This window comes from Pseudomonas sp. PAGU 2196, assembly GCF_022179005.1.
Classification (GTDB): domain Bacteria; phylum Pseudomonadota; class Gammaproteobacteria; order Pseudomonadales; family Pseudomonadaceae; genus Aquipseudomonas; species Aquipseudomonas kermanshahensis.
Map to the genome: position 1 here is coordinate 110,296 of NZ_BNTL01000035.1, position 24,568 is coordinate 134,863.

A 24,568-nucleotide genomic window follows, 5' to 3' on the forward strand; every position below is an offset into this window, starting at 1 on the left:
GATGCGAACTGAGGGCCGACCAATCTTTTGATATGCCCCCAACGTTAGCAAATATAATTTTTCTTCTCCTCGGGCTGGTTCTCTTGTTCTCCCTTGTTCTCGCTTTGTGCCTGTTCGAACAGTTTGCTTTTGGCATAAGCTTCGGTGTTGCAACTGCAGTCTGTGCAGGTGCGCTTGTGATGTTTTTCATGGTGCGTAAGCAAGCTAAAGCCGCTGTGCAAGAAGTTACCGGCTAGACTCAATTTTTGAATATGAGTTTATCCTGGGTCTTTCGTGCTCCGGAAGACCCAGGAGAACGCTCATATCTTGAATTTCAAAACCATACTGTTGAGTTGGACGGCTAGTTTTGAAAGGTCTTGCGACGAAGCGCTTGTTTGATTCGAGCCAGCAGAGTTGAGTGTGGACAGGTCTCTTATGTTAACAATGTTTCTGTCTACCTCTCTGGCGACTTGTGCTTGCTGCTCCGAAGCGGTAGCGATAATTAAGTTTCTCTCGTTTATGCCCATGATAGATTCATAGATTTCGCGCAATGCATCCCCGCCAGCCTTAGCTGCAACCAATGTCTCGTGTGTACGTTTCTCGCTTGTAGACATCGCGCCTACCACTCTAGAGGTGCCTGAGAGGATCGTATTGATCATCTCACCAATTTCCTCAGTGGACTGCTGCGTCCGATGCGCGAGGGCCCGTACTTCGTCTGCGACCACTGCAAAGCCTCGACCAGCCTCCCCTGCCCGAGCTGCTTCAATGGCAGCATTGAGCGCTAGAAGGTTTGTCTGTTGTGCAATTGATCCGATTACTTCAAGAACCTTATTGATATCTTCAATATTGCTAGAGAGAAGCTCCACCTCTTGTGAGGTTGTTGTCACATCGCCGGCGAGCAGTTCGATGAGAGACAGCGCCTGATCAATCTGCAAGCTCCCTGACTTGGTGGCGCTTTCAGTTTCCTTCGACGCCTCGGCAGTACTGTTTGCATTTCTCGCTACTTCCTCTACTGCGGCAGTCATTTCGTTGACGGCAGTAGCAGCTTGATCGATTTCGAGATTTTGCTGATGAAGACCCTTATTTGCATCTTCTGTTACCGCTTGTAGCTCTTCTGATGCTGACGCCAGTTGATCTGAATAGCTCGCAATCTGAGAGATTGTGTTCTTCAATTCGTGCTGCATTTGGCTGAGTGATGTTAGTAGTGCACTTGTTTCGTCTTTCCCGCTGATTTTAATTGTTTGGCACAGATTGCCAGAAGCAATTTGATGTGCAATCGAAACTGCGTCGGATAATGGGTTGACAATGCTTTTGGTAAAATATGTTGCAAGTGCTACCATCGTCAATAGAATTGTAGTGATGGTTGCTAGAATTGCTATAATGTTTTCGGTGTAGGCATCATCGCTGGCAGCAGCAGCTGAGCTGGCACCTTCTGAATTGAGCATTGAAACTTTTTTTAGTGCAGATATCATAGATTCCGCATATTCAATAAGTGGCCCGTTTATGAGCTTTTCTACCTCGGTGCTATCATTTTTTATGATATTTTTGACTATGTTATCTTGCAGGTCTTGATAGCGGAGGTAGTGCTTTTCGAATTCGTCGAATGCTTTTTTTTCTTCGTTGCTTTTTATGGTTTTTCTGTATCTATTGAAGGCTTCAGGAATGGAAGCCTTGATTTCCGCAAGCTTTGACAAGGTCAATGCTTTATCTTCCTGGTTCTTGAGCAGGAATGCTCGCAGCGTCAACGCGCGCCCTCTACCGATATCTGTGCCAATTTCTGATAGCTCGAACAATCCGGGCATCCAGACTGTTTTTATCTCATCAGAGGCATCGTTCATATTTTTTGATTGGTATAAGGAGATTCCGCCCATTAATACTACTAGTGCAGCAACTATAGAAAAAAGTAGTATGGATCTGGTTCCAATTTTTACGTTGTTAAGGTTCACGATTACTCCTGACGCTGCGATATCGGTCGTATAAAACGATGGTGCCTGGTTTTAAAGTGTGTCTGATATGTGCAGTCACTAGTTTTTGGATGGGTTGTTTTGGATTGGATTGGCTGAGGGCATGAGGGTGGATCTAAGTTCTGTGATTAGATTAGGGTCGCAATCAATTGAGCAAGCTAAATACAATGTCGTGCTCGTTAGGATAGGGCTTGATTTCAGTGGGTTCATCTCGTTTAACCGATTTCGCCAGATGTAATTGCCCTCAGTTGTACTTGTGAACCATGCATCTATTCGCCCCAAGCGCAGCAGCTTTCCTGGATTTTCACCGAGCTTGATGTGTACGAGTTGCTTTGGTGGAAAACCATTTTCAACTAGAGTCTCTGCTTGAGCCGAACCTTGACCTACTCCGATACGGCTATACATTCTCCTCGCTTCAGAAAAGCTTCGGGCGGGAGTGCCTAATGTGAACATCACATTTTTAGTCTCTAAAATAGGGGCTATCCAAGTGAATTTATCTTCGCGAGGGGCAGTGCGTGCAAGAGGTGCAATCAACTTGTTCCGGCCACTGGAGACCTCCTTCTGGGCTCGTGGCCAAGGAGTCTCTCGAAGTATTATATTTTTTTTGGTTTGCTCAAGTGCTGTAACTATGGGGGTGATGGTTATACCTTGGCTGGTAATCTTTGACCATGCCAGTGGCGGCGAGTTAGGAATGTATAATTCAATAGGGTCATCTGCCAGTGCGGAGTAACTGATTAACAGCATCGGTAGCATCAGCAACATATGTAGCATTGAAGGCTCCTTATCTGAGGTGGAATCAGTGGTGCAACGGCCTTTGACGCAATCTCAATTGCCACATATATTGGTGCCGAGGCTATTAGTCGCGTGACGGGCGCGCACATTGTTTCCATCAATTATAGCGATGTGCCATCACTGCGAAAATAGTCATTAGTGCAATTAAACATGTGATAAGTGAAATTCGGCCCATGCATGTAACAATTCTTGTCATAGATCAATGTTCCGCCGCCAGTGCAGCGGTTGCCTGGGAGGTGTTTGCTTTAGCAAACCATTTTTCGGGGCGCGAACATCCAATTTTCGATGTCTGCATGGCCTCGCTGAAAGGGCGTAACGTTGATGCTTATGGCGGGCAGCAGATAAAAGTCGAGAAATCTTTGGATGAGATTCAGTGCACCGACTTAGTGGTGATACCGGGGTTTTTGTTGACATTGAAGGATGTGATTCCCGAATTCAAAAAATATGGAGATTGGCTCAGGTCGCAGCATGCGCAAGGTGCTGAGATAGCTACAATGTGTACGGCGACTTTTGTACTTGCGGAAAATAGCATGCTCGATTTTATTAGGGTTACCACCCACTGGGCATTCGCTGGGCTTTTGAGTAGTCGGCATCCGAAGGTTATTGTTAATGCTGGTCAAATATTAAGTGAGGATAATCGTTACATTACTAGTGCAGGGTCAACCGCTACGCTTGATATGATGCTATATATAATTAGAAAGTTTGCGGACTTTAAGTTGGCGCATACGTGTAGCCGTTATTTACTAATAGATTCGGCTAGAACGGAACAAACCTGCTACGTGCTTTGGTCGATGCCGAAAGGGCACGGTGATTTGAAGATTTTGGAGGTTCAAACGTGGCTAGAAGAGAATTTAGGCGGTCAGCTTGTTGTAAATGACGTGGCGGAAATGTTTGGGTTTGGCGTGAGGAATTTCAAGCGGCGATTTTCTGAGGCGACAGGTTATACACCTATAAACTACATTCAGACTCTTCGCCTGGAGCGTGCGAAGATATTGCTGGAGACAACTAATCAGGCATTTGACTCAATAACTAAACAGGTTGGATACTCTGATAGCAATTCTTTTAGGCAGCTATTCTCAAAGCGCGTAGGCATTCCTCCCGCCGCTTATCGGAAGAAATTCAAGGGGGTACTGGTGTAAGCATCCGCACCGGCATGTTCAATCGCGACGCGCCAAAATACGCTCGCGGTGTAGCGGATCTATTTTCACCCAAACGACTATATGCGGCGCCTCGGATCAGATACCACCGCGCTGTCCGGTGGTCGTCGAGCTCCTGAAACTCTGGTTCAATCAGGCTCCCTCCCTCCGTGTTCGTGTATTTTTAAGCGGGCGCAATTGCCATTAGATGCTACAGAAGAGGAGGATGCCTTTGCATTACGCGGAGATCTTAGACGGATCCGCCTGCAGTCCCCATCTACTGCGCTGGGATTGCAAAAGATCATCAAGAAGCGAGACACCGAGCTTTTGTTGGGAGGTGCGGTCTTGTCTAAACGCTTCTTCCAGCAGATTCAGCACGTTGCGTGACTGGGTCACCGATTTAGGTGTGGTCAAGTCGCTCTTCAGATCCCCATTCATATACGAAAGGATCCGCTCTTTCTGACTCGCCTGTTGGGATGCGCTGGCTTCGACCAGCCGGCCTTCATCGTAAGCCAGGCGGGTAATGCTACTCGCCTGATCTTCAATGAGGTGATAGGTGTAGTTCTGCGACTTGCGGTCGTTGCTTAGCGCCAGTTCCGTCATCGGGTTGAGGCTGCGGTGGAACGATGCGTTGAGCTTGCTCGTCTGGGTCTGCTCAACCGAAAGGTCTCGCAAAGCACTGCCTTTGATAGTGGTGGTCTGCGAGGTGTTGAACGTGAAGCTGTCGACCTCGTCCTGGCGCATCGGATTGATTCTGTTCACGCTCTCGCTGATTGATGCTTTGAAGTCGGCCAGCCCGCTGAGCAAGGCTCGATCCTTATCGTTTAGCGGGGATGGGCGCTGTACCGCAGCCTGACGGTTATCGTCGATGCTGTTGAGTTGAGTGAACGCGACCTTGAGAATGTTCATCAGGTTCTTGTCACCGCGTCCTCTATTTTGGGCGGCGTCGAACTGGGTCAGATAGTTGTCGGTCGCAGCCTTACGCTGGGCCGAACTGCCCAGTAATTCGGAGTTACGTGTATCCAGGCTAAGTTGTACCTGTCCTGACGGCCCTTTTAGACTGATGCTGCGCTCATGGTCATCAAGCATCAGGGCAAATGTTTGCTCGCCGCTTGGCGTTTCCAGCTTAGCGGTCATTTCCAGTGACGTAAAAAGCTTCGGATCGAGTCTGACCAGCGCGCCGAGCTTCAGTTGAGGGGGCGCCTCATGCAAGCCGTCGATAGTAGACTGGAAAGAGTCTGCCAGGTTACCCAACCCCTTGAGTTCTTCGTCACTCAGTGTTTCTCCTTCGACTTCAGCGCTCACCGCTAGGCCATTGGCACCACTGGCCAGCAACAGGCGTATGGTCGCGCCAGAAGAGGTCGTGAGGCTGAAGGAAACGCCATTGTCGGGAGTCTCGCGCAGCTGTTGCTGTTGAAGTGCCAGCTCAGCAGGAGCGAGTAGGGAGCGGTCATTGAAAGCAAACACTGACTGAGACACATTTTTGCCGCCATTCTGAGCGAGCTGCTCAATCAAGGCTGCGCCAATTCCCTTGAAGCGCCCTGAGGTTCTGGACGCCTCGAAGGCAGTCTGAAGCGTGCTGGTCAGCTTATCCTGGCTTTCGACTTCCCAGGCATAGCGAACTTGCCCTGATAGAAGGCCCAGCCTCGAGTAGGTTTCTGAATCGTTGACCGTGGTGTTCTCACCAAGGGTTACGCTAGTGCTCGGTATTGTGGGGACGCCGGCGATCGGGGTCGCGTTGCTGGCAAGGGCAGAGGTTGATTGCGTGGGCGTCAAGGGCTGTGCCTGGTGCGGTAACGCTGATAGCGAATTCATGGGCGTCCTGCCGAGATAGGGTATAGAGGTTTTATCGGCAGGCAACTGATCAATGTTAGCGGATGGTCAGTGCTCCAGGCCCAGCATACGTTCATCGTTCGCGGAACCGAGCGAACTGGCGCAGCTGAACGTGACACACAGAGCAGCGTATTCCTTCGCATGTAATCTGGTACGCCGGTTTGGGGCGATCCAACTGGATGGGGAAACGATCCAGTTGAGGAAACCATGGCATCGTTGCGCGCTCACATTCGGATTGCTCAGTTGCTGCTAGCGGTGAGCGCGATCACAGCGTCTCCATTTGGCGAAGCTGAATGCTGAGCCCATCACAGCTTTTCGACCATTCAGTTAGCCATTGAGGCAGAGGCGGTGATTTTTCGTCCATCCCCAATTCACGCGCCAGTTCTGCCGGAGGGACTGTGCCGCCACGACTTCTGAAGAGCCCGCGCATGACAACCATAGCAACTACTCTCCCATCCTTCACGAAGCAGTGCTCCACAAAGCTCCACTTTTCATCCCAACCAAGCATCCGGGTGCGAACTTCAAAGCGCTCAAATAGCTTAAGTTCGCGCCGGAACTTACCGCAGACGTCTCCAACGACCGGGATAGCGCGGTGGCGGAGCGCAGCGCGAAAAGCACCACTGCGCAACACATAATCCATACGGCCTACGTCAGCCAGAGTGAAATATCGGCCATTAGTGACATGCCGATTGAAATCAAGATCCAAAGGCCAAACGCGCATCCGGACGGTTGTAGTGCTAAGCCCTGGAACAGGGCGGCGCCAAGGAAGCCGCAAGAGCATCAAAAAAAGTCGGAACCAGAGATTCATATTCAAGGCCATCCAAGGCTGGAAACGGCCTACTTTAGGCTTTACAAGTGTCGTAAAGTAGATGCAGAAATGACCTAAACCATGCCGATCCAGCATTGAGGTTCTTGATGCACGTAACAGTTTTGTTAGCAGATCTCAGCTCACACGCTTCCGCCGCGCTGGCACTTGAGATGTTAGATGCTGCGAACCGTCTGGCTGTACCTGCTGAGCCCTTTTCGGTTCACGTTGCGTCGCTCGAAGGGCAGCCCGTGCGCAATGCGCTTGGTCGTTCCATGGCCGTGGACGGTGCTTTGAGTGGTATAGAGCGGACTGACCTCGTGATCATCCCAGGCTTTCTTTTCACCCTGCGGGATGCCTTACCAACCTTCGGCAACTATCGAAGCTGGCTGCGCCGTCAGCATGAGCAAGGTGCGGTGATTGCATCGATGTGTACTGCTACCTTCATGCTCGCTCACGCAGGATTGCTCGACGGCGTTGAGGCCACCACCCATTGGGCATTTGCAGACTTGTTCCGTCGAAAATTCCCGAAGGTTCGTTTAGAGGAGCAACGCATCCTCTGCGAGCGAGGCCGCATCATAAGCTCAGCTGGAGCTAGCTCGGTTGTGGACATGATGTTGCATATAATTCGTAGGTTCGCTTCACGCGAGCTAGCTCAGCAATGTAGCAGTTTTCTTTTGCTAGACGGGGTGCGTACGAGTCAATCTGTGTACGTCACTTGGTCAATGCCTCGGGGCCATGCGGATAGCGCCATATTCAAAGTACAGGATTGGATGGAAGAACACTTTGAAAAACCATGTAAAATCGACGACATAGCTACGCGCTTCGGTTTTGGTGAGCGAAATTTCAAGCGTCGTTTTAAAGAGGCCACCGGCTACTCCCCGCTTGAATATCTGCAAACGCTTCGTCTGGAGAAGGCAAAGCAATTGCTCGAAACGACCCGGCTATGCTTCGATTCCATCACAGACAGGGTGGGTTATGAAGACAGTAATTCGTTCAGGCGGTTGTTCTGTCAGCGCGTTGGAATCTCACCCACCGTTTTTCGGAAGCGGTTTCTAAAATTCGCCCCACCAGGTCAAACGGCTAGTCCGATCTGATCAAGGTTTTATGCATTGCGTGATGATGCATACCACCAATTTTCCCGTTATCGACCTCTCTGCATATGATTACGAAGCTGAGCTCAGCTGCTCGTGACTACCCTGAGGGTTTCCCTAGGCTTCTCAGCGTTTCCGTGAATCTCCCCTTGAACGTAATGGTTGTCGGGATTAGCGTGCGCCTGCGTGATCACTTGATCGCCCTGTCTCATGGCTATTGCTGGTCAATCAACCCGCCCCCATTAGCCCGTTGAAGTCCAACCCCAGCCCGTATTGATGGCCAGTCCCGAGATCCACGGCCCCAGAGCATTGGCAAAGTTCAGTGCGGCATGACTGGATGCGGCGACTGGGGACGCTCATCAGGTTAGACGTCAGGGCGTGGCTCAGGTTGGTGCATGAAAAATGGGCGCATCTTTAGTTTCGTGATGCTCGACTTCATCAGCATGGCTATGCCGTGACGCCTTAATTTACGAACTAACTCAGCAATACAGGCTCATATTCATTAGGCTTTGAGCCTCCAATTGCGTTAGGCTAGCGTCACTTTATAAATTACAGAGGGTTACTTATGTCTCGTTTGGCAGAATTCCGTAAGCTGGAGCAAACCTTGGCCGCACAGCTCGCAGAGCTTGAAGCGATGAAAGGAAGCTCCGAACTGCAGAAAGAAATCGAATTTGAGACCAAACTGCGGGACTTGCTGAACAAGTACGGTTTCAGCCTCCGGGACATCATCAATATCCTGGATCCACAGGCCAGCCGTCGTACTGCAGCACCAGTGGCCGCTGAGAAGGCTCAGCGTCGTGAGCGCCAGGTCAAGCAGTACAAAAACCCGCACAACGGCGAAATTATCGAAACCAAAGGCGGCAATCATAAGCTGCTGAAGGAGTGGAAGGCGGAATACGGCTCCGACGAAGTTGAGAGCTGGCTGAGCCGATAATCCCGCTTTACCTGGCAAGGCCTCCCAATCGGAGGCCTCATTTTCTAGCTGGCAGATATGCGGCTTGCCTGGCTCGTTGTGAAGGGGTGGTTACGATCCCCCACAGAGTTTCTGCAGGGCCTTTGTGAGGTAGTTTTGATCTTTTGGCGTGAGTGGAGGAACGTCCTCAGGCCTCGCAGCTGTTAATAGGTTGCTTCACTCAGCTGTAACTGGCCATCTCTACGTGCGATAAAAACACCTTTGCCCGCCTAGCAGCGGGCTTTCTTTTTCCATGAGTCACTATCGCCCTGCGTGAGTGAAATACCTCTCAAGCTACAATTCCTGCAAAAAGCTGCCTCCTTTTTCTCGCAGAAGTTCAACCAAAGCAGCAGCGGCAGGCGGGAGATATCCCTCGGATCTCACTGACACTGCAACTGTGCGACTCATGGTGGTTTCAGTCAGCGGAACCTCCCTAAGTCGCGACATGCCTTGGCCATACTCCAAGGTTTCCCGAGCAAGGAAGCTCAGAAGTCGAGTGCGAGCGATCAATCCAGGAAGTAAAGAAATCGAATTTGTTTCGATCTGGACAGTTGGTGCTGGAAGCTGTCTCGAAATGAAAGCATTGTCTATCCACCGCCTGGCCGTAACCATTGGCCCCGGCAGCACCCACTGGTAGCGGCAGAGTTCCTGCTGATTAAACGGAGCAGAGAAAATTGGGTGCTCTGCACTTGCGACCACCACGGCTTCATCCTGAAGCACCGGATAGATCTTAAAGTCTGGATCGTTAGAGACAAGGGGGTAGATGATGGCATCCAACCGCCCGGCTCTGAGGGCCTCCCGAAGGACATCATCTTGGCCTATGGAGAGCTTCAGTGTGATCATTGGAGCCCTCTCTAGCAACTCCTCGGCAAGCTGCGGCAGTAGATACTCGGCCATGCTTGCTGCACACCCTAGCCGGATGGTACCCACCAAGCCATTGGCGTAATCCCGGACTTCTCGTTCGGTTTCTGCAATGTTGATACGCTACTGCTTGCCTCTGGCGAGCAGTAGCTCACCTACATCGGTCAGCTTGATTCTTCTGCTATCTCGTTGAAAAAGGCGGGCACCCAGTGACTCCTCCAAACGTTGAATGCTTTTGCTCAACGCTGGCTGAGTGCGATTGAGCTTCTCAGCAGCTCGTCCGAGATGCCCTAATTCTGCGATGGCGGTTGGCCACCGATCTGTGGTCTGCTCGGAAAGGTTGACTTAAGGGTGCAGTACTGGATTGGTAGTTACACATAGATTCCATTGACTGCTAGCTCGATGCTGCTGGACGATCCCAATGCTTGGTAAATGCTCGTGGCATCAGGTGCTCTGATGCCGTCATATGCCGCAGCCTAGCGGGCTCAAAATTTTGCAATGAGTGGAGGAGAATGAAGAGATTTGGGGACATCCTTCAGGAAGGCCTTATGCGGATCCTTCCTAAACGGCTAAACCAATCCTTGGGAAATTTTGGCTTTGATAGCTAGCTGGTAGTATCAGGAGGCATCTAATATAGGAACCCGCCAGTGCATGCTAAAAGGATTGAAGCCCAATGGAGACCACCCATGAACCCTGCATTTTTTGTGGTGAGAGGAAGCCGCCAACTGGTGAGCATATCTTCCCTGCCGGTCTAGGCGGAGACGATTCTCGGTACATTCTCCATGTTGGTGTATGCGGGGATTGCAATCACGGATTTTCTGGGATCGAGAGTACTTTTCAGAGGCGGTCGATAGTGGGCCTGGCGAGGGTCATTCACCAGGCAAAAAATCGAGACGGAAAATCTCCCACCTACGATCCTATCGAGTCGCATATTGTTGGTTCGGAAGGACAGCTTGTTGAGGCAGGATACAAGAACGGTTTTAATCCGGAGGTTCTTCCCCAGATTATTGTTAGCGGTGAGCGTGTTCTAACTAATGGGCCAGGTAAGGAAAGCTTACTCAGTTTTCTTAAGAGGGTTGAGGCTATTCTCGCCAAGGCTGAGTTGGTTTTAGTTGAGAAGAATAGATCTAATACTCGCAATAAATTTTCTATTTCGCGTTATCGATATATTGGTAGCTCTTATTCTTTTCTTGCCAGAGAGGGAGCCGAAAAACCACCTAAGGATGGGATTTGGATCGAGCAATCCCAAAACAAAAAATCTGAGGCAGATGGATGTCTTTACCGGCGTGCAGCTTCGCAGTTGGCCATCAAGACTAGGCCGGGTGAATTGCCCAGTAAAATACTAGGAAACATAAGGCACACATTGCCCGGGATCATGGCTCAAGCCATGCACGCAGAAGCGGTAGCTATTGACAAACCACTCGTGACCACTACGGGCATAGGTTGGTCGCAGGAGTGTGATCGGGTTATAGCTAAGATTGGTATTAATATTCTGGCTAAAGATGCTGGCTTGGAAGTCGCTAGACATCCTGACCTTGCGGCAGTTAAGGATTTTATTTTTGGGAAGTCATCAAGTCACAGAACAGTCTTTCTTGATAAGGATATTAAGCATCAAGCATTTGGGGAGATCCCCTCTGGCCATCATTGTGTGCTGATCTCACATAGCGCTTCCGGAGGAAGACAAAGAGCTGTAATTAGCATGGTGTTATACGGCGGGCTTGGACTCACAATGATCTTAACAGATAACCTGCCAGAGAAGACTCCTGTCACGCTTAATTATTATCTTATTGATTATGCGCAGAACGTGATCTCGCGGTACGATTTTATGAGCTATCAGAAAGCATTCAATCAGGCATTTCTCCGTCAAACGATTATCGAACAGGGATTTGCTGTTGAGTCGTTGCTGCCAGACCTGCGGGTCGGATCGGATGAGCATTTGTACCGCCGTTGGTTTAACGAGGCTTCTCAGTGAGTAGCTCGTCTCGACTAGTCTTGATCTCCCGTTGATAGAGGGTAAGCATGCTACTAACAGCCCGTAGTGAAGCCGAGGTGTTTGCCGACCTCGTTGAGCTCACCGCACAGCCTGGTTACGCCTATGCGATCACGGCACTTTGCTTGCGCGACAACCTGGTCGGCTATCGCGATGAATACACTGCCTCGTACGCAGGTCAGCTGAGTGGTACAGACGGGCTCATCAGGCCGGAGGTAAATACGCTGCTTGGACTGATGATGCGGCAGCCGCTGGATCTGACGGTTCCTAAGCCAGCTCAGATCCGAGCTCACATTACTCGCAGTGAAGAGTTATTGCGGGAGTTACACGGATCTATGGCAGCCGCGATTGCCGATTGGGTGAGAGGCAATGTTACGGGGGAGATAAAGCAGTCGCCAGTCCTGAAAGGTTTGCTGATGAGAGAGCCAATTTTTTACGGCTCGGAGTCTGCTTACAGCTTCCAGTACCGTGACTTCTTTGTTGAAAAACACAGCTGTGATGATGAATGGCTCGAACTGAACAAGGGCTTCAGCAGCCGTCAGGCGCGGCGAGTGGCCCAGGCGATGTGTTCGATGACTGGCTCACGTGCCAGCTTGATGTACCAAGGGGGTAGAGCGAGTCAGGCGGATGCCGTGTCGCTTTTGACTATTTTCGAGTTTACCGCCGGTGAGGTGGCTAGAAAAACCGGGTTAGACCTAGCAATTGTTCAGGCAGTTTTTGATGCTTTGACCTTCTCCGGCCAAAACGAAGAGTTTCGAGAGCTTGGCGATTACAACAGTGTGGTCGCCACGCCGCTGCTCCCAACTGATCGCGGATCAGTGCTTCTCTTCAGCCACTACGGAATGTACGAAGCGCTCTATGAGTCCCCGTTTTTCTGGATGAAGGATGACCCGGTCTACCGTCGTCAAGCCTCGGACAATCGTGGCGCTTTTGTGGAGCGTTTCGCTCACAGCCGCTTGGCTGCAGTCTTTGGAGAGTCCAACGTTTTCACTAACGTCAATATTCTTGATGGCAAAAACAGAGCCGGGGAGGCTGACGTTCTCGTGATTTTCGGTGATCGGATGATCATCGTTCAAGCTAAGGCCAAGAAGCTGACATTGGCTGCGCGAAAGGGCAACGACGGTCAGCTCAAAGCTGACTTCGCTGCCGCTATCCAGAAGGCATCAGATCAAGCGTGGGAGTGTGCAGAGGCTATCCTCACACGCAAATGTCGGCTGATTGATGAGACGGGGCGCGAGATAACCCTTCCGGACTCAGTCAAAGAGATCTATCCATTTTGTGTAGTGTCCGACCACTACCCGGCACTAGCCCTGCAGGCGAGCCAATACCTTCAGTATCAAACGACAGAGGTTGTCCAGGCACCGTTGGTGATGGACGTGTTTTTGCTGGATGTCCTGGCAGAGTTGCTAGCGTCACCATTGCGGCTGCTGAGCTATGTAAGGTTGCGAGGGGCTGCAAGTAGCCGGTTGAGGGTCAGCCATGAGCTTGCTGCGCTCGGTTACCACTTGAACCAGAACCTATGGCTTGACCGTACGTACAGCTTGGCAGCGGTGGATGAATCCTTCACAACCGATGTCGATGTCGCTATGACAGTGAGAAGAGAAGGATTGCCAGGGAAGCGAACGCCGCCAGGTATTCTGACGCACATGGAGGGTACGCTCTATGAGCGCCTGATCATGCAGATAGAGCATCAGGCGGATCCTGGGCTGCTGGAGCTCGGGTTTGAGCTGCTGTCGCTGGATGGGGAGGCGTGCCAGATCATCCATCAAGGCCTTACTGGCATCACCGCAGCGGCAGTCAGAGACGGAAGACCCCATGACTTCACCTTTGTAGACGATGGAGGAGAGGCTGGAATCACCTTCCATTGCTATCCATTTCCAGATCCGCTTGCGATAGAGCACCTCAAATTACATTGTGAGAAACGCAAGTACGCGGAGCGAGCGGCCAGATGGTTTGGGGTCTCTGTGAGCACGCGAGGAGATATTCAGTTCGGCATGATGTATAGCCAACCCTGGGCTCAGTCTGGCGTGATGGACAAGCTCACGAAGGGTATGCAAAGGCCCAAAAGCATCAACATCGCTATGGGCGTTTTAAAGAAGGAAGTGGTTCACATGGAGCTGGGCCGCAATGAGCCTTGCATGTGCGGAAGTGGGAAGAAATACAAGAAATGCTGCCTCCCTTGAAGCTCAGCTTTCATGGTGATCGGCAAGTAGATTGCAGGTGGTACGGCAGTTGATAGGTGCTTGGCATCTCGCCAAATCTGGAGGCGGGCGGTGTTTTATAGTGGGAGTACAGGCGTACTCCTTTTGGCTATCGGCTCTCTTCATCGGCGTGCTTTGCACTCGACCTCCACCTACTGCCGGCATCATTGCCCAATGACCCGCTCAGCGAAATCTTGCGTTTCGATGCTCCATCTCTGCATTAAATAGGAGACCGATCTAGTGAATCCGACCCGGTAACCTATTTAGGGGGAATCGCTGATCCCGACAGAAGCAAATGAAAATCCTGGGCAGCACAGGGCTGCTGTAATTGACTTGGCTCCATCTCATCCATTGACCCAGGAGTGACAGAAATGCAAAGGGACATCAGCAAGGTTTTGCACCCAGACGATCCACTGTATACAGACGCTGTGGAAGCCTTGAAAAGCTATCATCAGGCCCAAGCCGCTGGGGTGGCCGGTGCAGAGCTTGAGCGTTTGCGACTACTTGCTGAGCATAGGTTCCAGGCAGTGACCGACTATCAATTGCGGGCGCTGGGCGGGCCGGCTGAGATTAATCATTAGCTGTCGCCATGAGCAGTTGGCGTTTCGTTGATCGTGGGCCTGTTGTGTGAAAATGGAGTGGCCATCTGTGAAACCTTGCATGTGGCCTCACTGGCTGTGAGGTGTTGGGCGTCGCTTGCTTGAGAGCGAAGCGTAAACAACAGGCGGTCAAAGGAATCAGCAGAGCAGTTTTTTGGAATTGAAGATGCAGAACGAAATCAACTTCACTGATGTAATCCGCCAGATTCTTCGCCAGCACCCCGAGGGGCTTACACCCCAGCAGATTCGAGAAATCGTCAAGGTGGAGTACCCGCAACACGTCGGTACCCCGAGCCACCTTAAAAACGTTGCGGCTGGCAACTACAAGGATTTGGATCATGCGGTGCTGGCACGAATCTACCTGGCTTGCAGAAGCGCTTCAGACATCTCGGCAGATAAGAGCAGAAAACCGCATTTGATGACACTGTTGGCGGAAGCGGGGGCTAGCGAAATCAAGGCTGATGATTTCATTGAGGGGGAAGATCTTGCCAAGCTGGAGGCGGACATCGGTACCCTGTACGTGCTTTCCACCGGCCTGTATACCGCTGACCAGGTTGAAATAATCAAAATTGGGATCACCACCGGCTCGGTCGACAAACGGATCACCCAGCTGTACACGACTGGGGTGCCGTTTCGCTTCACGGTTGTGAGCCAGCTAGAAACGACCAACTACTCAAAGCTTGAGCAAGCTCTGCACTGCTTGTTCGACAAATATCGGATCAACAAATCCCGGGAATTCTTTACCGCGCACTGCCTGAAATTCATGCCAGAGCTTATCGCCCTGCATCGCAGGATTGAGGACGAATGAGATGCGCTACCTGGCAGCGGACACTTTAAGGCATCTGACGATCCGGACTTCATCGCCAAGATGATCGAGGCGGGAGAGCTGCGGATAACTGAGCTCTGCTTGCGGAGTCAAGAAGGAGGGAGTACCTCGTGATGGTAGGAGTACATATGTACTCCTGTGGCGCTGCAGGAAGATAACCAAGAATCTATAGGCGCCTGGCGCTGATCCTTCCCTCAGGTGGCAGGGGAACCATCAGCGATGATGCCTAGCCTTGGGGAGCTTTGCCACCATTGTGCGAGAGGGCGATAGGAAGCTATTGGTGATTGGACGGTTTGTTCTAAGTGATCCGTTTCTTGGGGCAGGTCAGCTGTAGCGGCTCCCCAACACGGTGCAGACTTTGCCACTCTGCGTACCGCGAGTGCAGATCTTTGATCGAGTCGAGACAATCTTAAAGCGGTACTTCCATGAAGGCGAGTTTGGCCGTCGCTGGAGCACCAGCGGTGTATTTGACTCGCAAGGTGACGATTATGTCGAGTAGTGGGTCAGTGAGCTTTCGGGCGTGGCAACATTGAACTGGTTGTCCAAGCCGTTTGCGCAGTTGTAAACAAAGAGGCCTTTCATGTCAGTTCCCACATTTTCCCAGATGATGCAGTCCAGCCAACCTCCGGTCGTATGGATTACAGGTACGCCGATACCCAAGCCAGCGACTGTCCTTCTTGCCGGAGTCGAGAATTATGGGGAAATCCTCCCCTCAGGACTTTCTGTCGAGGACGTCGAGACGATCTGGTGGACGGCAGCTTCCTTCCATCGATTCGAATACCTCTGGGACGAACTGGCGTCCTGCCTGGATCGGGCATGTTATGATCCTGGACTTGGGAGCTTCCCCATTGCCTTCGAAGGCGGTGAGAGCAGGTACCCGGCGCCTGTTATCTGCCTCCTCCAGCATTTGCTCTCGGACTGGGATATTTCTGTCAATTCATCTGGGTGGGAGAACCTTACGTCGATTTACATAATGGCTGGGATCTGGCATTGCCTCACGTTTGAGGCGCTCAGGCTTTGTCCAGAAAGCCTGCTTCCACCACACCTTCTGGAGTTGCGGCTCGCAAAAGATCTCGGGCTTTGAGCTCGCCTGGGCGCTCCGGGTTTAGCTGGTGTTTCCGGTTTCGCGGAGCGGAGTATTCAGACAGGGCGGGCTAGCGTTGAGGAGAGGCAGCTAGCAGTCTGGGAAGATGACGGCCAGTGCGGGGTGCAAGGCCTCAGCTGCTTGATCCTTTCCAGCTTGGGCTGCTTGGAGGGCGAGTGCCATTGTGTTTGGGTGGTCAGCTTGTTTTCGCGATTGATCCGAGTATCCGGGAGATGCAGCCTGATGAAGGCTGATGCTCAAGCACTTCTCTCCCCATTTTGATCAGATCCAGACAGTGTTGTAGAACGTGTACCGGGGGCAGATGAAGGAGGCCAAGGCACTTTTGCACCCTAGCCTCGAACGACCTCAGAGGTTGTCTTCCATCCCACTTTTTCTGTTTGCTGTGGCTATTTCTATTACTGGGATGCTACGGCGCCGCGATCAAGCCGCCGCGTCCTTTGCCAAGCGCTGCATGTTGAGCGAGCTCACCGTCATTCCGGCCCGATTGAAGCGGTATCGCATGTACGACGAGATATCCTCTTCATGCGACGACACGATGAGCTGACGGTCTTTGAGCTCACAACGGAGCAAGTCAGTTAGCGATGCGATGTTCACCTCGTCAAGCGATTGTGACGGATCGTCGATGAGGATGAGCGGAACCTCTGAATAGACCTTATGGAGCGACAGGAAGAACGCGAGGCTAAGCGCTGACACTTGTCCGGTGCTCATCGACATGACCGCATCATGCTCAGATTTTTCTGCTGTGAGGAACCGCAACTGCTTACCTTCTCGGCTCTCGATGAACAGGCCGAGGCCGCGCTGGTAGTTCTGAATGAGCCGTCCACTATAGATGTGGAAAATGAGCTCGATCTCCGCGATGGTCTGACTCGCGTAGTTTTGCTCTGCCGCGTCCAACGTCGCCCGCAGCCTGTTCACTTTGTCCTTGGCTTTATTGGCAGCATCAGTCTCGCGCTGAAGCTCATGTAGCTTGTCGAGGCATTTTTGAAGCCGGCTGCTCTGCGCTTCGTTAGCTTTGATCTTGATGTAGAGCTCTTTTTTGCTCAGATCCTGAGGGTCGAGAATGTAGAAGTCCTGCACGTCCTTGAACACCGCCTCGATGGATGGCCGCCAATCATCAGGTAGCACCACTACCTCGTCTGTTTTCTTGGCTCGCATCAACGCGCGCAGGTTTTCCAATCGAGCATCGGTCACCACTTCATCTTCGTTGAACGAGAAGGTGATCGGGATACCGTTGTCTCTGAGCCGTTCAAGGAGCTGCTGAATTGTGGGGAGGCGTGTTTTTACTTTGATCAACGCCTTGTGCAGTGCACCGTTATACCCTGGCTTGAGTATCGCTTCACGTCCCAGGATGTACGTCTCGATGGTGACCAGTTCGGTAGCCATCAAGGCGGTGAGAGCGACAAGTGCTTGCCCATCTGTTCCCAGAGTATCAGAGATCTTCTTGGCTCTTGCCTCAATGGCTTCGAGCATTGCAGCGTGCGTTTTCCAGTCGTTCCCGCACAGCGGGCAATGCTTGTCGTCCGGATAAAGCTTAGCGTGCTCATCAAGCAACTGCGCCTTCAGACGGGTTAACTCAGCAGCAGCGCTATCGTTGGCGGTGTTCTTGGTATTCAGGTCATCGCGTATCGCAATCTGCTCCTCAAACCAAGCCAGTCGCCCAGCCGCCCAACCTGGCAATGTACGGGCTTGCTCTGCCGTGATGGCTGACACACCCTTCTTGATGATGCCGGTTGCCTTAGCGAGCTCGTCGATCTCCTTTTTGCTCTTGTCCAGGGCATCCAGCTTGTTCAGGTCAGTACCTAACAGCGCCAGACTGCTCAGCGACTCCGCATGCGATTTGATATCAGCTTCGATGGCATCATTCGCTGCTCTGACGCGGATGGCCGCTTTCTGGGGCAGCAGTTCACTCAGCTTGCGAAGGGCGTCCAGGAATTGGGTGTGAACCTCTTTGTCATAGGTGGGGAAGGGCTCTTCTTTATCCCAACTGGGTTCCGGTTCAGTGTTCGACAGCTTCTTGAATTCCACGCTACCCAGATCGGCCTGTACCATCTCGCGTAGGGCCGCGCTCTCTGTGGTAAGGGTATCCACTTCAGCAATACGCTTTTTGTCCCCCAGGAACTTGGTCAGTTTCGATGAAAGCGAACGGCAGCTTTCGATCTCTGCTGCAACATCGCTGATGTTGAACAGGTTTCCAAGCTTATCTTTACGCTCGTCGACACGCGAATGAAGTAGCTTGTTCTGCCCTTGCTCAAGGTAGTTCAGGAAAATGAAGTTTTCTCTGAAGTTTTTACCAAAGAGCTCATCGAGATATTCATTATTGCGTAAATTGGCAGTGGTGAACGCCTTGGATTCGAAATTAGGCAATTCATACAGCTGGAAAAGCTCAAACTGATCTGCTCGGTTATTTGATTTTGTATCAAAAGCATCAACAGGCGCATGCCTGGCTAGAATCAGGCGTTCCTCACCTTGGCGAAACTCAATCTTGATGGTGAGGTCTTTCTCGTCTGTTCGTTTGTTCCAGAACAGGTTGTCGTCGTAGTTGATCTTGGCTTTGGTAAATAGCGTGGTAAATAGATTATTGATTCTCTTGATTTGGCCGGTGAGTAGCAATTCGATAGCATCGAAAATACTGGTTTTCCCGAACCCGTTCGGCCCATCGAGCGTTAATAGGGAAGAATTTCCGAGATCCAGGTTGACGTGCTTAAAAGCCTTGAAGCGGGAGATTTCAATTTGAACTATTTTCCATTTCATGCTTAATCAGCTCCGTAATCAATTCGTCTGCATTGCTAGTGGTGAGTTTTTGGATGATTTTGTATGTTTCATCAAGATCAGCTTCAGCAACCTTGTCGGCTGCCTGACGGCGCAAGGAGATGAGCTCTCCTCGCGTATACGGAAGTATAAGAAACGGAAGTTTGATGAAGATTTTTGCTGCCACGCTGTATTGAGTTGCAGCCGTTGGTTCGCTTTTGTAGCCCCTGAACTGGCTTTTGTCCGAGACGGTAGTGATCAGCTTGCTAAATGTGTAGTCCTGAATTGCATGCGCTTCGGTGTCGCTGTAATACAGTACATATTTCTTGAAAAAATGCGGATCCTCTTCGATTGCGAAGATCTGCTCTTCGTGATCCTTGAATTCGGATAGCTTACTCAAATGATAAATGCAAATGAGGTCGCAATTTTTTTTGAATGAAGGGTGGCTGAGGAATTTATCGGGCGCTGAGTTGTTGATGAGTGCATTCAGTTCTGCAGGCGTAGGAAGTTCATCAAGCTCGTGCAGGATCGCAAAGCGTATAGCCGAGCCTTGCTGTCGAATATAGAAGCTGGTGCTTTCGGTCTCGTGCTCTTTTTTGAAGTCATGAGTAGTGAGCGCCTCTTTAATAATGTCATTTATCATTTAGTCTGGCCTCTGCCTCTGTTTTGGTTACAATGCTTAAGCAAAAGGATTTAATGATGTTGCTGTCGATGCGGCTTTTCACTGCCGGATCGTTCAGATCGTCGGGGTGAGAGAACTTGGTGTCAATTACAAAGGACTCAGTTGATCTGCTGGGGATGAGGTGGTTGTACTCAAACAAGAGCTTGAGCAGATCATCGTTATTTCCCATTTCAGCCAGGAGATCTGTGATGCAATCTTCGTGATCATCTATGGAGGGAAGGTCGAGAGCCGTTGGAAGATAGAAGGTCTTTTGCTTGTCCAAGTAGTGAGGGGATTGATTCAGGATTGGCTTGACTGCCATTGCCTCTATCAGGCGGGAGTACTGTCTGATATCATTCTTTTGTATTTTTGAGAATTTCACCGACGGTTTCATTAGCTGGCAGAGCGTTATCAGATCTTCGACGGGAGCGTCTTGAATATGCTCGAATAGGCTGCGCGCTCTGCCGTACGCTTCATCGCTCATGCCAGGCAAAGCTTGGTCGAGTCTTTGTTCAAGGTGGTTGTAAAGGTCTGCCCTTAGCTCAACAGCGAAATATTCAGTGTCGTTATGGGGGTTTAATTGGAGGATGTCGTCTAGCAAGCTAATGGCCGTTATTCTGGCCTCATAGGCCGCTTGCACAGCTTTTTCGCGATCTACTTGTACGAGGCGATGAATCGCTATAGCCTCGGTGCTTATCTTTTCTGATAATACGCAGTAGTTGTAGTGAAGCAGTTTTTCGCTCAGTAGCACGGATTTGTTGGTGCAGATCTGCCTGATGATATCTTTTGTGAGTGCCTCGATCTCACCCAGGCCGCAATATTTATTATCGCCGTAGGTGTAGAATTCAACGAGCTCTCCGCTTACCTTTCCTGTGTGGTTTGCGGTATCCGTCAGTGGGACGGACACGTGAAAATATCGTGAGACACCCTTGATGCGATCAAACTCAATGACAGATGATTTTTCTAGGGCCTCTTCATATTCGCTTCGGTATTTGCTGATCTTGGCTTTTACTTGGTGAGCGCTTACGAGAGCATTATTTTTATAAATGGCGAAGTCGTCTGAGCTATCTAGCTGGAGCTCAAAATCATCATCGCCCTCATTGATTAGCTTGAGGGAATGGTAGAGTGCAATTTTCCCCTGATAAACATAGCCACTCCATGTAGTAATGGCCGTGGCTGGGAGATTCTCATCTTTTTCTTCGGTGCTCACAATGACTCCTGGCTAGCGGGACATGCTGGATGGCAGAACGATATCACGGCTCTTGATCGCTTTTGATAACCCAATAGTCGGGTGGGTTCTTTGGCGTCAGTAAGTGGTAGGGTTAAACGATTAATCAGCGTTGAGTTACCAAGCGCTTTACGATAGCGGGGTGAAGATGGTTTTTGTAACTATCTGATTTTTATTGATTTTGTGTTTTGCGTAACCATTTTTGAGGTTTGCTTTTGAATTATTTTGAAACGATTTGCCGCTGAGCGTGGCTGCTAATTTCATTTCAGTTCCGGCGCTCCGCAGAGCGTTGATTGCGCAGAAGACCAACCGGATTGGTGTGATTGGCCCATCACACAGCCCTTATGTGGCTCTACGGTTCGGCTGCCGGTTGGCTGGTATCAGATACCGAACTCGATGGTTTCACCTAGGTTCTGAACCATCAATACAATACCCACATTGGTGTCCCTATAAGCACCCCAGTGAGTTCATGACATCTCTGAGCTTTTCAAAGAGTGTGGATTGAGCTTGTTGACGCTTCCTCTCAAGGACTGCTTCGCTGATGCTCATAGTGCCAATCAACGCGGTCTCGACGGAGTCAAGCTTTGCACTCCCTCCCGAGAGCAGACGATTCCGCTTAAGATGTGGCTCTACCCTTGGCTTACGTGGGCCGTGATCATCTTCATCGTTGGATGCTTGACTGCCATGTCGATGATCCCTCAGTACCAAGCTCTGGTTGTCTCGACAGGTGGGGCAGGTGTGGCCATTGCTCTGATCGGTATCATCCACCAAATCAGGTGCACAAAGTGCGGGGATATCAGAACGTCCGCCAGAAGCTGCTGATCAGCCTCCCAGCACCTTTAAGTAGGTGCTGGTGTGTTGCAGATAGACTTCCAGGTGTGCACAAGGCACACCTTTTTAATGCACGGCATCGGGTGAGGGCTTGCTTGGATTCGCGATAATATGTAATTCCTACGCGTTCACTACTGCAACTCCAAGGTGTTGTCCGGATCAAACATGGCGATGGTGTCGCGCTGAAGCTTGCTATAACACTGGCTGAGAATGTGCTTTTGAGTGGTAATTAATCCAAAATCTTCTAGGCGCCCTTTGAGCCGCGCTCGGTCATCGTCATTCTCGACACCCTCTCTCAGAATGTGAGAGTAATTAGAGAGGATTTTAACTAACTGATTCAGGCGTGCGTACCCCAAATTCGTGAGGTACCGACTCTCAATTTGAAGATCTGCTAGCAGTTTTTCCTCAAACGTAGATTTCTTTTTGACCTTCACGGTGGTGGGAGGGTCGCTCCGAAGTACAGTATGGTTTAGCTGAAAGCTGTAAAGCGTATCGAAGCATCTGTGGTACGGATGGATGTGAGTGGCAAATGAGAATTCATTATTGCCCTTATAGGTCTGGTTGCAAGCCTTGCATGACGGAATGTGGTTATAGAACGAGAGCGCTAGGTAAGGGTGGGCGCTTTTGGAATAGAAGTGATCGATGTCAAATAGCATGAGCTGATTAAAGCGGCCCTCATCCTCTTTGGGGACAATTTTCATAGTCGCTTCATTGCAGTATGGGCATGTGGCGTTATCGAAGCCGAGTTTTTTGTAGCGGGCTGCACAGTGCTCGCTGCCTCGGTAGTTATCGTATTTGAATACCTGGGTCAGCAGGTTCGGCCCAAATGAATCTTCATGAGTCTTCTCATCAATACTGATGAGGAAATCGCCCGGCTCTAACATCTCGTTTGCTTTGGCGATAATGTCATCTAGCTGAGCGGGCAGTGCAGTAATGATGTGTTTAAGGTTGTCGATGTCCGCGATGTAGTCCATGTAGGCAATCTGTCGTGCCACGACGTCGGCGCCCGCTAGTTTTATGTATTCTGGTTTGTTCAGTTTGAGCCGATATTTTTCTACGCTCTTAATGAGTGATCTGTCTGAATATGAGCCGTCTAGGTTTTTTGGGTTCAAATCATTCCACAGTTCTTCCACGGTCTCTGTCAGTAATGCGCTGACGTCAAGCGTTATGGATTCCAAGTGCTTGAGAATACTGATCATTGGTACTTGATCCTTCTCAGGATGTGAGACTTTATCAGTTCGTCGTCAATGATCGAGGCAGCTTGCTTAAGGGCTTCGCGCTGGCGATACGTGATGTCATCGCAGTCGAGGATTTGCAAAATTTTGGATATGTACTTCGATGACAGATTACCTGTTCGTTGTCCGTGCAGGCCGAAAGTTGAGGAATAGATATCGAACAGGTTGGCACCGAACGTTTTTAGATCGTCGGTAGCAGGGGGTTCTTTATCATGCTCTGAGGGCGGTGGAGGGAGAGCAATCAAGCACTGGCTGGGCAGATCACTGACCAGAATAGGTGAGTGGGTTGTAATGACAATTTGCTTTTTGCCATTCGAGAGGGTTGGAAGGCAATAGATCAATCGCTCAACAAATTCCACTTGCCATTGTGGGTGCAGGTAGAGGTCTGCTTCATCAATACACAATAATGTGCTGCTGGATTTTCTAGTTAGATCGGAGTGGGTAAGTGTGCTCCATATAGAGCTAAACATGTTCAAGTAGGCCTTCTGGCCGGAGCTGATCCCTGTCCAGGTCATAGAGCCAGTCCTGATTCGTTCGATAATCCAAGCTAGCTCTATGTATGGGCGCTCTTCGCCCTTAAAGAAATCCAAGGTGATAAAGTAGCGGCTTGTTTTTACTGAGCTGTCGAGCCTCGCATGCGTAAAGAAAAGCAGAGACTCAAGATTGATTGCGGCTTCAATGAGCTGAGTCAGCGGAATCGGGTGTTTTTTTATGTCTAAGCTTTCATTTTTGTAGAAAAATTCTGCGGTGATTCGAAGCAGTCCCTTGAAGCTTGGTGGCGTGGCAGCATTGTAATTCAGTGCTTCTCGTATCCGGGTGCGGAGTTCTTCGTGATCAAGGTTCTCTATCAGTATTTGATGCAGGAACATTGCTTGTATGGCTTCGGCGGCAATTTCAGGAGCGGCATGGTATTTTATTTTTTTTCGGGTCTCCTGTTGTAACTGCGCCAGGTTGAGAAGTATTTCTTTGTACGGGTAATTGCGCTCGTTCATGGGGCGCTGGCGAATCGTTCTGTCAATTTTTATTTCTAGTGTTTTAGGTGTGTCAATCCGGGCATGGTGAAAAACATCTGAAGAAATAAAGTCCAATTGGTCGATAATTTCGGTGTCAGATCCGCCCTTTCCAAATGGATAGAGTTTTCGGCTATATCTGAAGTTTGTTGAAATGTCTTGGACGTGCTTCCCTAAGTCCATCTTGTTTTCGTCGAATACGTTGGAAAAATATACGACGTTAAGGTCTTTGAAGTCTTTGTGGTCGTCTCTTTCTTTAGCGTCAAAAACTGGAATTAGGTAGTTTATTGATTTTTTTATGAAGAACAACTGTTCATTTTTTTCGTATACGATGAGCAGAGGTGTATCAATTTTTTCGTTGGACTTCAAGGCAAGGCATATAAGCTCTAGCGCGTTGGACTTGCCTGCGCCATTAATGCCAAGAATTGCAGAGATGTCATGAATATTTTCGCCAAATATTTCTGAAGGGAGCGGCGTCTGCTCGACTAGCCTAAGTACGCCAGATTCAGGACTGAAAGAAAACCGCAAATCATTGCAAAGGTTTATTCCAAAGTGCTTGAGATTTTTGAAAGCTGAGACCCAGATGTAGCAAATTCTCATTCGAAAGCCCGACATACTTGTTGAGGTCGAGTTGATCGCTAGAGCTGATCAACGCCTATCGCGCCACGATAGCGGATGGCCATCGCATTGTCGAAGCCATAGCATGTTTTCCGAGAGG

The 24,568-nt window shown here is 50.2% G+C and carries 17 protein-coding genes and 1 pseudogene; 8 read left to right on the top strand and 10 right to left on the bottom strand.

The features are described from left to right. Positions 1–299: 299 nt before the first annotated feature. Together MFF34_RS25325 and MFF34_RS25330 are read right to left on the bottom strand one after the other, a co-directional pair. Positions 300–1,925, bottom strand: coding sequence for a methyl-accepting chemotaxis protein (locus MFF34_RS25325; protein WP_238217208.1), 1,626 nt, complete (start codon positions 1,923–1,925; stop codon positions 300–302). Between the two features lie 78 nt (positions 1,926–2,003). After that, a complete protein-coding gene (locus MFF34_RS25330; RefSeq protein WP_238217210.1) occupies positions 2,004–2,714 on the bottom strand; it encodes an ABC transporter substrate-binding protein in 711 nt (236 codons plus the stop codon). Positions 2,715–2,908: 194 nt separating this feature from the next. Between MFF34_RS25330 and MFF34_RS25335 the strand changes: the two genes are divergently transcribed. Beyond that, on the top strand, positions 2,909–3,874 hold the full coding sequence (locus MFF34_RS25335) for a GlxA family transcriptional regulator (RefSeq protein ID WP_238217212.1): 966 nt from the start codon (positions 2,909–2,911) through the stop codon (positions 3,872–3,874). 234 nt (positions 3,875–4,108) lie between these two features. Here MFF34_RS25335 and MFF34_RS25340 read toward each other — a convergent pair whose 3' ends face one another. Together MFF34_RS25340 and MFF34_RS25345 are read right to left on the bottom strand one after the other, a co-directional pair. Next, positions 4,109–5,686 carry a hypothetical protein gene (locus tag MFF34_RS25340; RefSeq protein ID WP_238217214.1) on the bottom strand — a complete coding sequence of 526 codons (1,578 nt, stop codon included), beginning with the start codon at positions 5,684–5,686 and terminating at the stop codon, positions 4,109–4,111. 283 nt (positions 5,687–5,969) lie between these two features. Further along, complete coding sequence (locus MFF34_RS25345; protein WP_238217333.1) at positions 5,970–6,512, bottom strand: thioesterase family protein; 543 nt, start codon at positions 6,510–6,512, stop codon at positions 5,970–5,972. 107 nt (positions 6,513–6,619) lie between these two features. On the opposite strand from MFF34_RS25345, the gene MFF34_RS25350 reads away from it, so the two are divergent. Together MFF34_RS25350 and MFF34_RS25355 are read left to right on the top strand one after the other, a co-directional pair. Next, positions 6,620–7,606: a GlxA family transcriptional regulator gene (locus MFF34_RS25350; protein WP_238217216.1), complete on the top strand. Its 987-nt coding sequence runs from the start codon at positions 6,620–6,622 to the stop codon at positions 7,604–7,606. A 562-nt stretch (positions 7,607–8,168) separates the two neighbouring features. Next, complete coding sequence (locus MFF34_RS25355; RefSeq protein WP_238217218.1) at positions 8,169–8,537, top strand: histone-like nucleoid-structuring protein, MvaT/MvaU family; 369 nt, start codon at positions 8,169–8,171, stop codon at positions 8,535–8,537. A 312-nt stretch (positions 8,538–8,849) separates the two neighbouring features. Here MFF34_RS25355 and MFF34_RS25360 read toward each other — a convergent pair. Beyond that, positions 8,850–9,719 (bottom strand): annotated as a pseudogene (locus tag MFF34_RS25360) (LysR family transcriptional regulator). A gap of 370 nt (positions 9,720–10,089) precedes the next feature. On the opposite strand from MFF34_RS25360, the gene MFF34_RS25365 reads away from it, so the two are divergent. The 5 genes from MFF34_RS25365 (at position 10,090) to MFF34_RS25385 (ending at position 16,116) form a co-directional block, all read left to right on the top strand. Beyond that, positions 10,090–11,388 carry an HNH endonuclease gene (locus MFF34_RS25365; RefSeq protein WP_238217220.1) on the top strand — a complete coding sequence of 433 codons (1,299 nt, stop codon included), beginning with the start codon at positions 10,090–10,092 and terminating at the stop codon, positions 11,386–11,388. A 47-nt stretch (positions 11,389–11,435) separates the two neighbouring features. Next, a complete protein-coding gene (locus MFF34_RS25370; protein WP_238217222.1) occupies positions 11,436–13,589 on the top strand; it encodes an SEC-C metal-binding domain-containing protein in 2,154 nt (717 codons plus the stop codon). 389 nt (positions 13,590–13,978) lie between these two features. Continuing rightward, on the top strand, positions 13,979–14,188 hold the full coding sequence (locus MFF34_RS25375) for a hypothetical protein (protein ID WP_238217224.1): 210 nt from the start codon (positions 13,979–13,981) through the stop codon (positions 14,186–14,188). Positions 14,189–14,372: 184 nt separating this feature from the next. Further along, a complete protein-coding gene (locus tag MFF34_RS25380) occupies positions 14,373–15,014 on the top strand; it encodes a GIY-YIG nuclease family protein (protein WP_238217226.1) in 642 nt (213 codons plus the stop codon). Between the two features lie 598 nt (positions 15,015–15,612). Continuing rightward, positions 15,613–16,116: a hypothetical protein gene (locus tag MFF34_RS25385; RefSeq protein WP_238217227.1), complete on the top strand. Its 504-nt coding sequence runs from the start codon at positions 15,613–15,615 to the stop codon at positions 16,114–16,116. A 441-nt stretch (positions 16,117–16,557) separates the two neighbouring features. Here MFF34_RS25385 and MFF34_RS25390 read toward each other — a convergent pair whose 3' ends face one another. From MFF34_RS25390 to MFF34_RS25410, 5 genes are all read right to left on the bottom strand, one after another. After that, positions 16,558–18,888: an AAA family ATPase gene (locus MFF34_RS25390; protein ID WP_238217229.1), complete on the bottom strand. Its 2,331-nt coding sequence runs from the start codon at positions 18,886–18,888 to the stop codon at positions 16,558–16,560. Then, positions 18,863–19,528, bottom strand: a complete 666-nt coding sequence (locus MFF34_RS25395) for an ABC-three component system middle component 1 (RefSeq protein ID WP_238217231.1) — start codon at positions 19,526–19,528, stop codon at positions 18,863–18,865. The genes MFF34_RS25390 and MFF34_RS25395 overlap by 26 nt, the downstream gene beginning before the upstream one ends. Next, on the bottom strand, positions 19,518–20,756 hold the full coding sequence (locus tag MFF34_RS25400) for an ABC-three component system protein (protein ID WP_238217233.1): 1,239 nt from the start codon (positions 20,754–20,756) through the stop codon (positions 19,518–19,520). Before MFF34_RS25400 ends, MFF34_RS25395 begins: the two co-directional genes overlap by 11 nt. A gap of 980 nt (positions 20,757–21,736) precedes the next feature. Continuing rightward, complete coding sequence (locus MFF34_RS25405; protein ID WP_238217235.1) at positions 21,737–22,804, bottom strand: hypothetical protein; 1,068 nt, start codon at positions 22,802–22,804, stop codon at positions 21,737–21,739. Next, the gene (locus MFF34_RS25410) at positions 22,801–24,450 is read right to left on the bottom strand and encodes an AAA family ATPase (protein WP_238217237.1); all 1,650 of its coding nucleotides are present in this window, start codon (positions 24,448–24,450) and stop codon (positions 22,801–22,803) included. The genes MFF34_RS25405 and MFF34_RS25410 overlap by 4 nt, the downstream gene beginning before the upstream one ends. Positions 24,451–24,568: the final 118 nt, after the last annotated feature.

Bases quoted from the DNA above. Each gene is read 5' to 3' on its own strand.
- MFF34_RS25405 (WP_238217235.1), bottom strand. From the start codon at position 22,804: ATGATCAGTATTCTCAAGCACTTGGAATCCATAACGCTTGACGTCAGC.
- MFF34_RS25410 (WP_238217237.1), bottom strand. From the start codon at position 24,450: ATGAGAATTTGCTACATCTGGGTCTCAGCTTTCAAAAATCTCAAGCAC.
- MFF34_RS25380 (WP_238217226.1), top strand. From the start codon at position 14,373: ATGCAGAACGAAATCAACTTCACTGATGTAATCCGCCAGATTCTTCGC.
- MFF34_RS25345 (WP_238217333.1), bottom strand. From the start codon at position 6,512: ATGAATCTCTGGTTCCGACTTTTTTTGATGCTCTTGCGGCTTCCTTGG.
- MFF34_RS25330 (WP_238217210.1), bottom strand. From the start codon at position 2,714: ATGCTACATATGTTGCTGATGCTACCGATGCTGTTAATCAGTTACTCC.
- MFF34_RS25385 (WP_238217227.1), top strand. From the start codon at position 15,613: ATGTCAGTTCCCACATTTTCCCAGATGATGCAGTCCAGCCAACCTCCG.
- MFF34_RS25390 (WP_238217229.1), bottom strand. From the start codon at position 18,888: ATGAAATGGAAAATAGTTCAAATTGAAATCTCCCGCTTCAAGGCTTTT.
- MFF34_RS25355 (WP_238217218.1), top strand. From the start codon at position 8,169: ATGTCTCGTTTGGCAGAATTCCGTAAGCTGGAGCAAACCTTGGCCGCA.
- MFF34_RS25370 (WP_238217222.1), top strand. From the start codon at position 11,436: ATGCTACTAACAGCCCGTAGTGAAGCCGAGGTGTTTGCCGACCTCGTT.
- MFF34_RS25335 (WP_238217212.1), top strand. From the start codon at position 2,909: ATGCATGTAACAATTCTTGTCATAGATCAATGTTCCGCCGCCAGTGCA.
- MFF34_RS25365 (WP_238217220.1), top strand. From the start codon at position 10,090: ATGGAGACCACCCATGAACCCTGCATTTTTTGTGGTGAGAGGAAGCCG.
- MFF34_RS25395 (WP_238217231.1), bottom strand. From the start codon at position 19,528: ATGATAAATGACATTATTAAAGAGGCGCTCACTACTCATGACTTCAAA.
- MFF34_RS25375 (WP_238217224.1), top strand. From the start codon at position 13,979: ATGCAAAGGGACATCAGCAAGGTTTTGCACCCAGACGATCCACTGTAT.
- MFF34_RS25340 (WP_238217214.1), bottom strand. From the start codon at position 5,686: ATGAATTCGCTATCAGCGTTACCGCACCAGGCACAGCCCTTGACGCCC.
- MFF34_RS25350 (WP_238217216.1), top strand. From the start codon at position 6,620: ATGCACGTAACAGTTTTGTTAGCAGATCTCAGCTCACACGCTTCCGCC.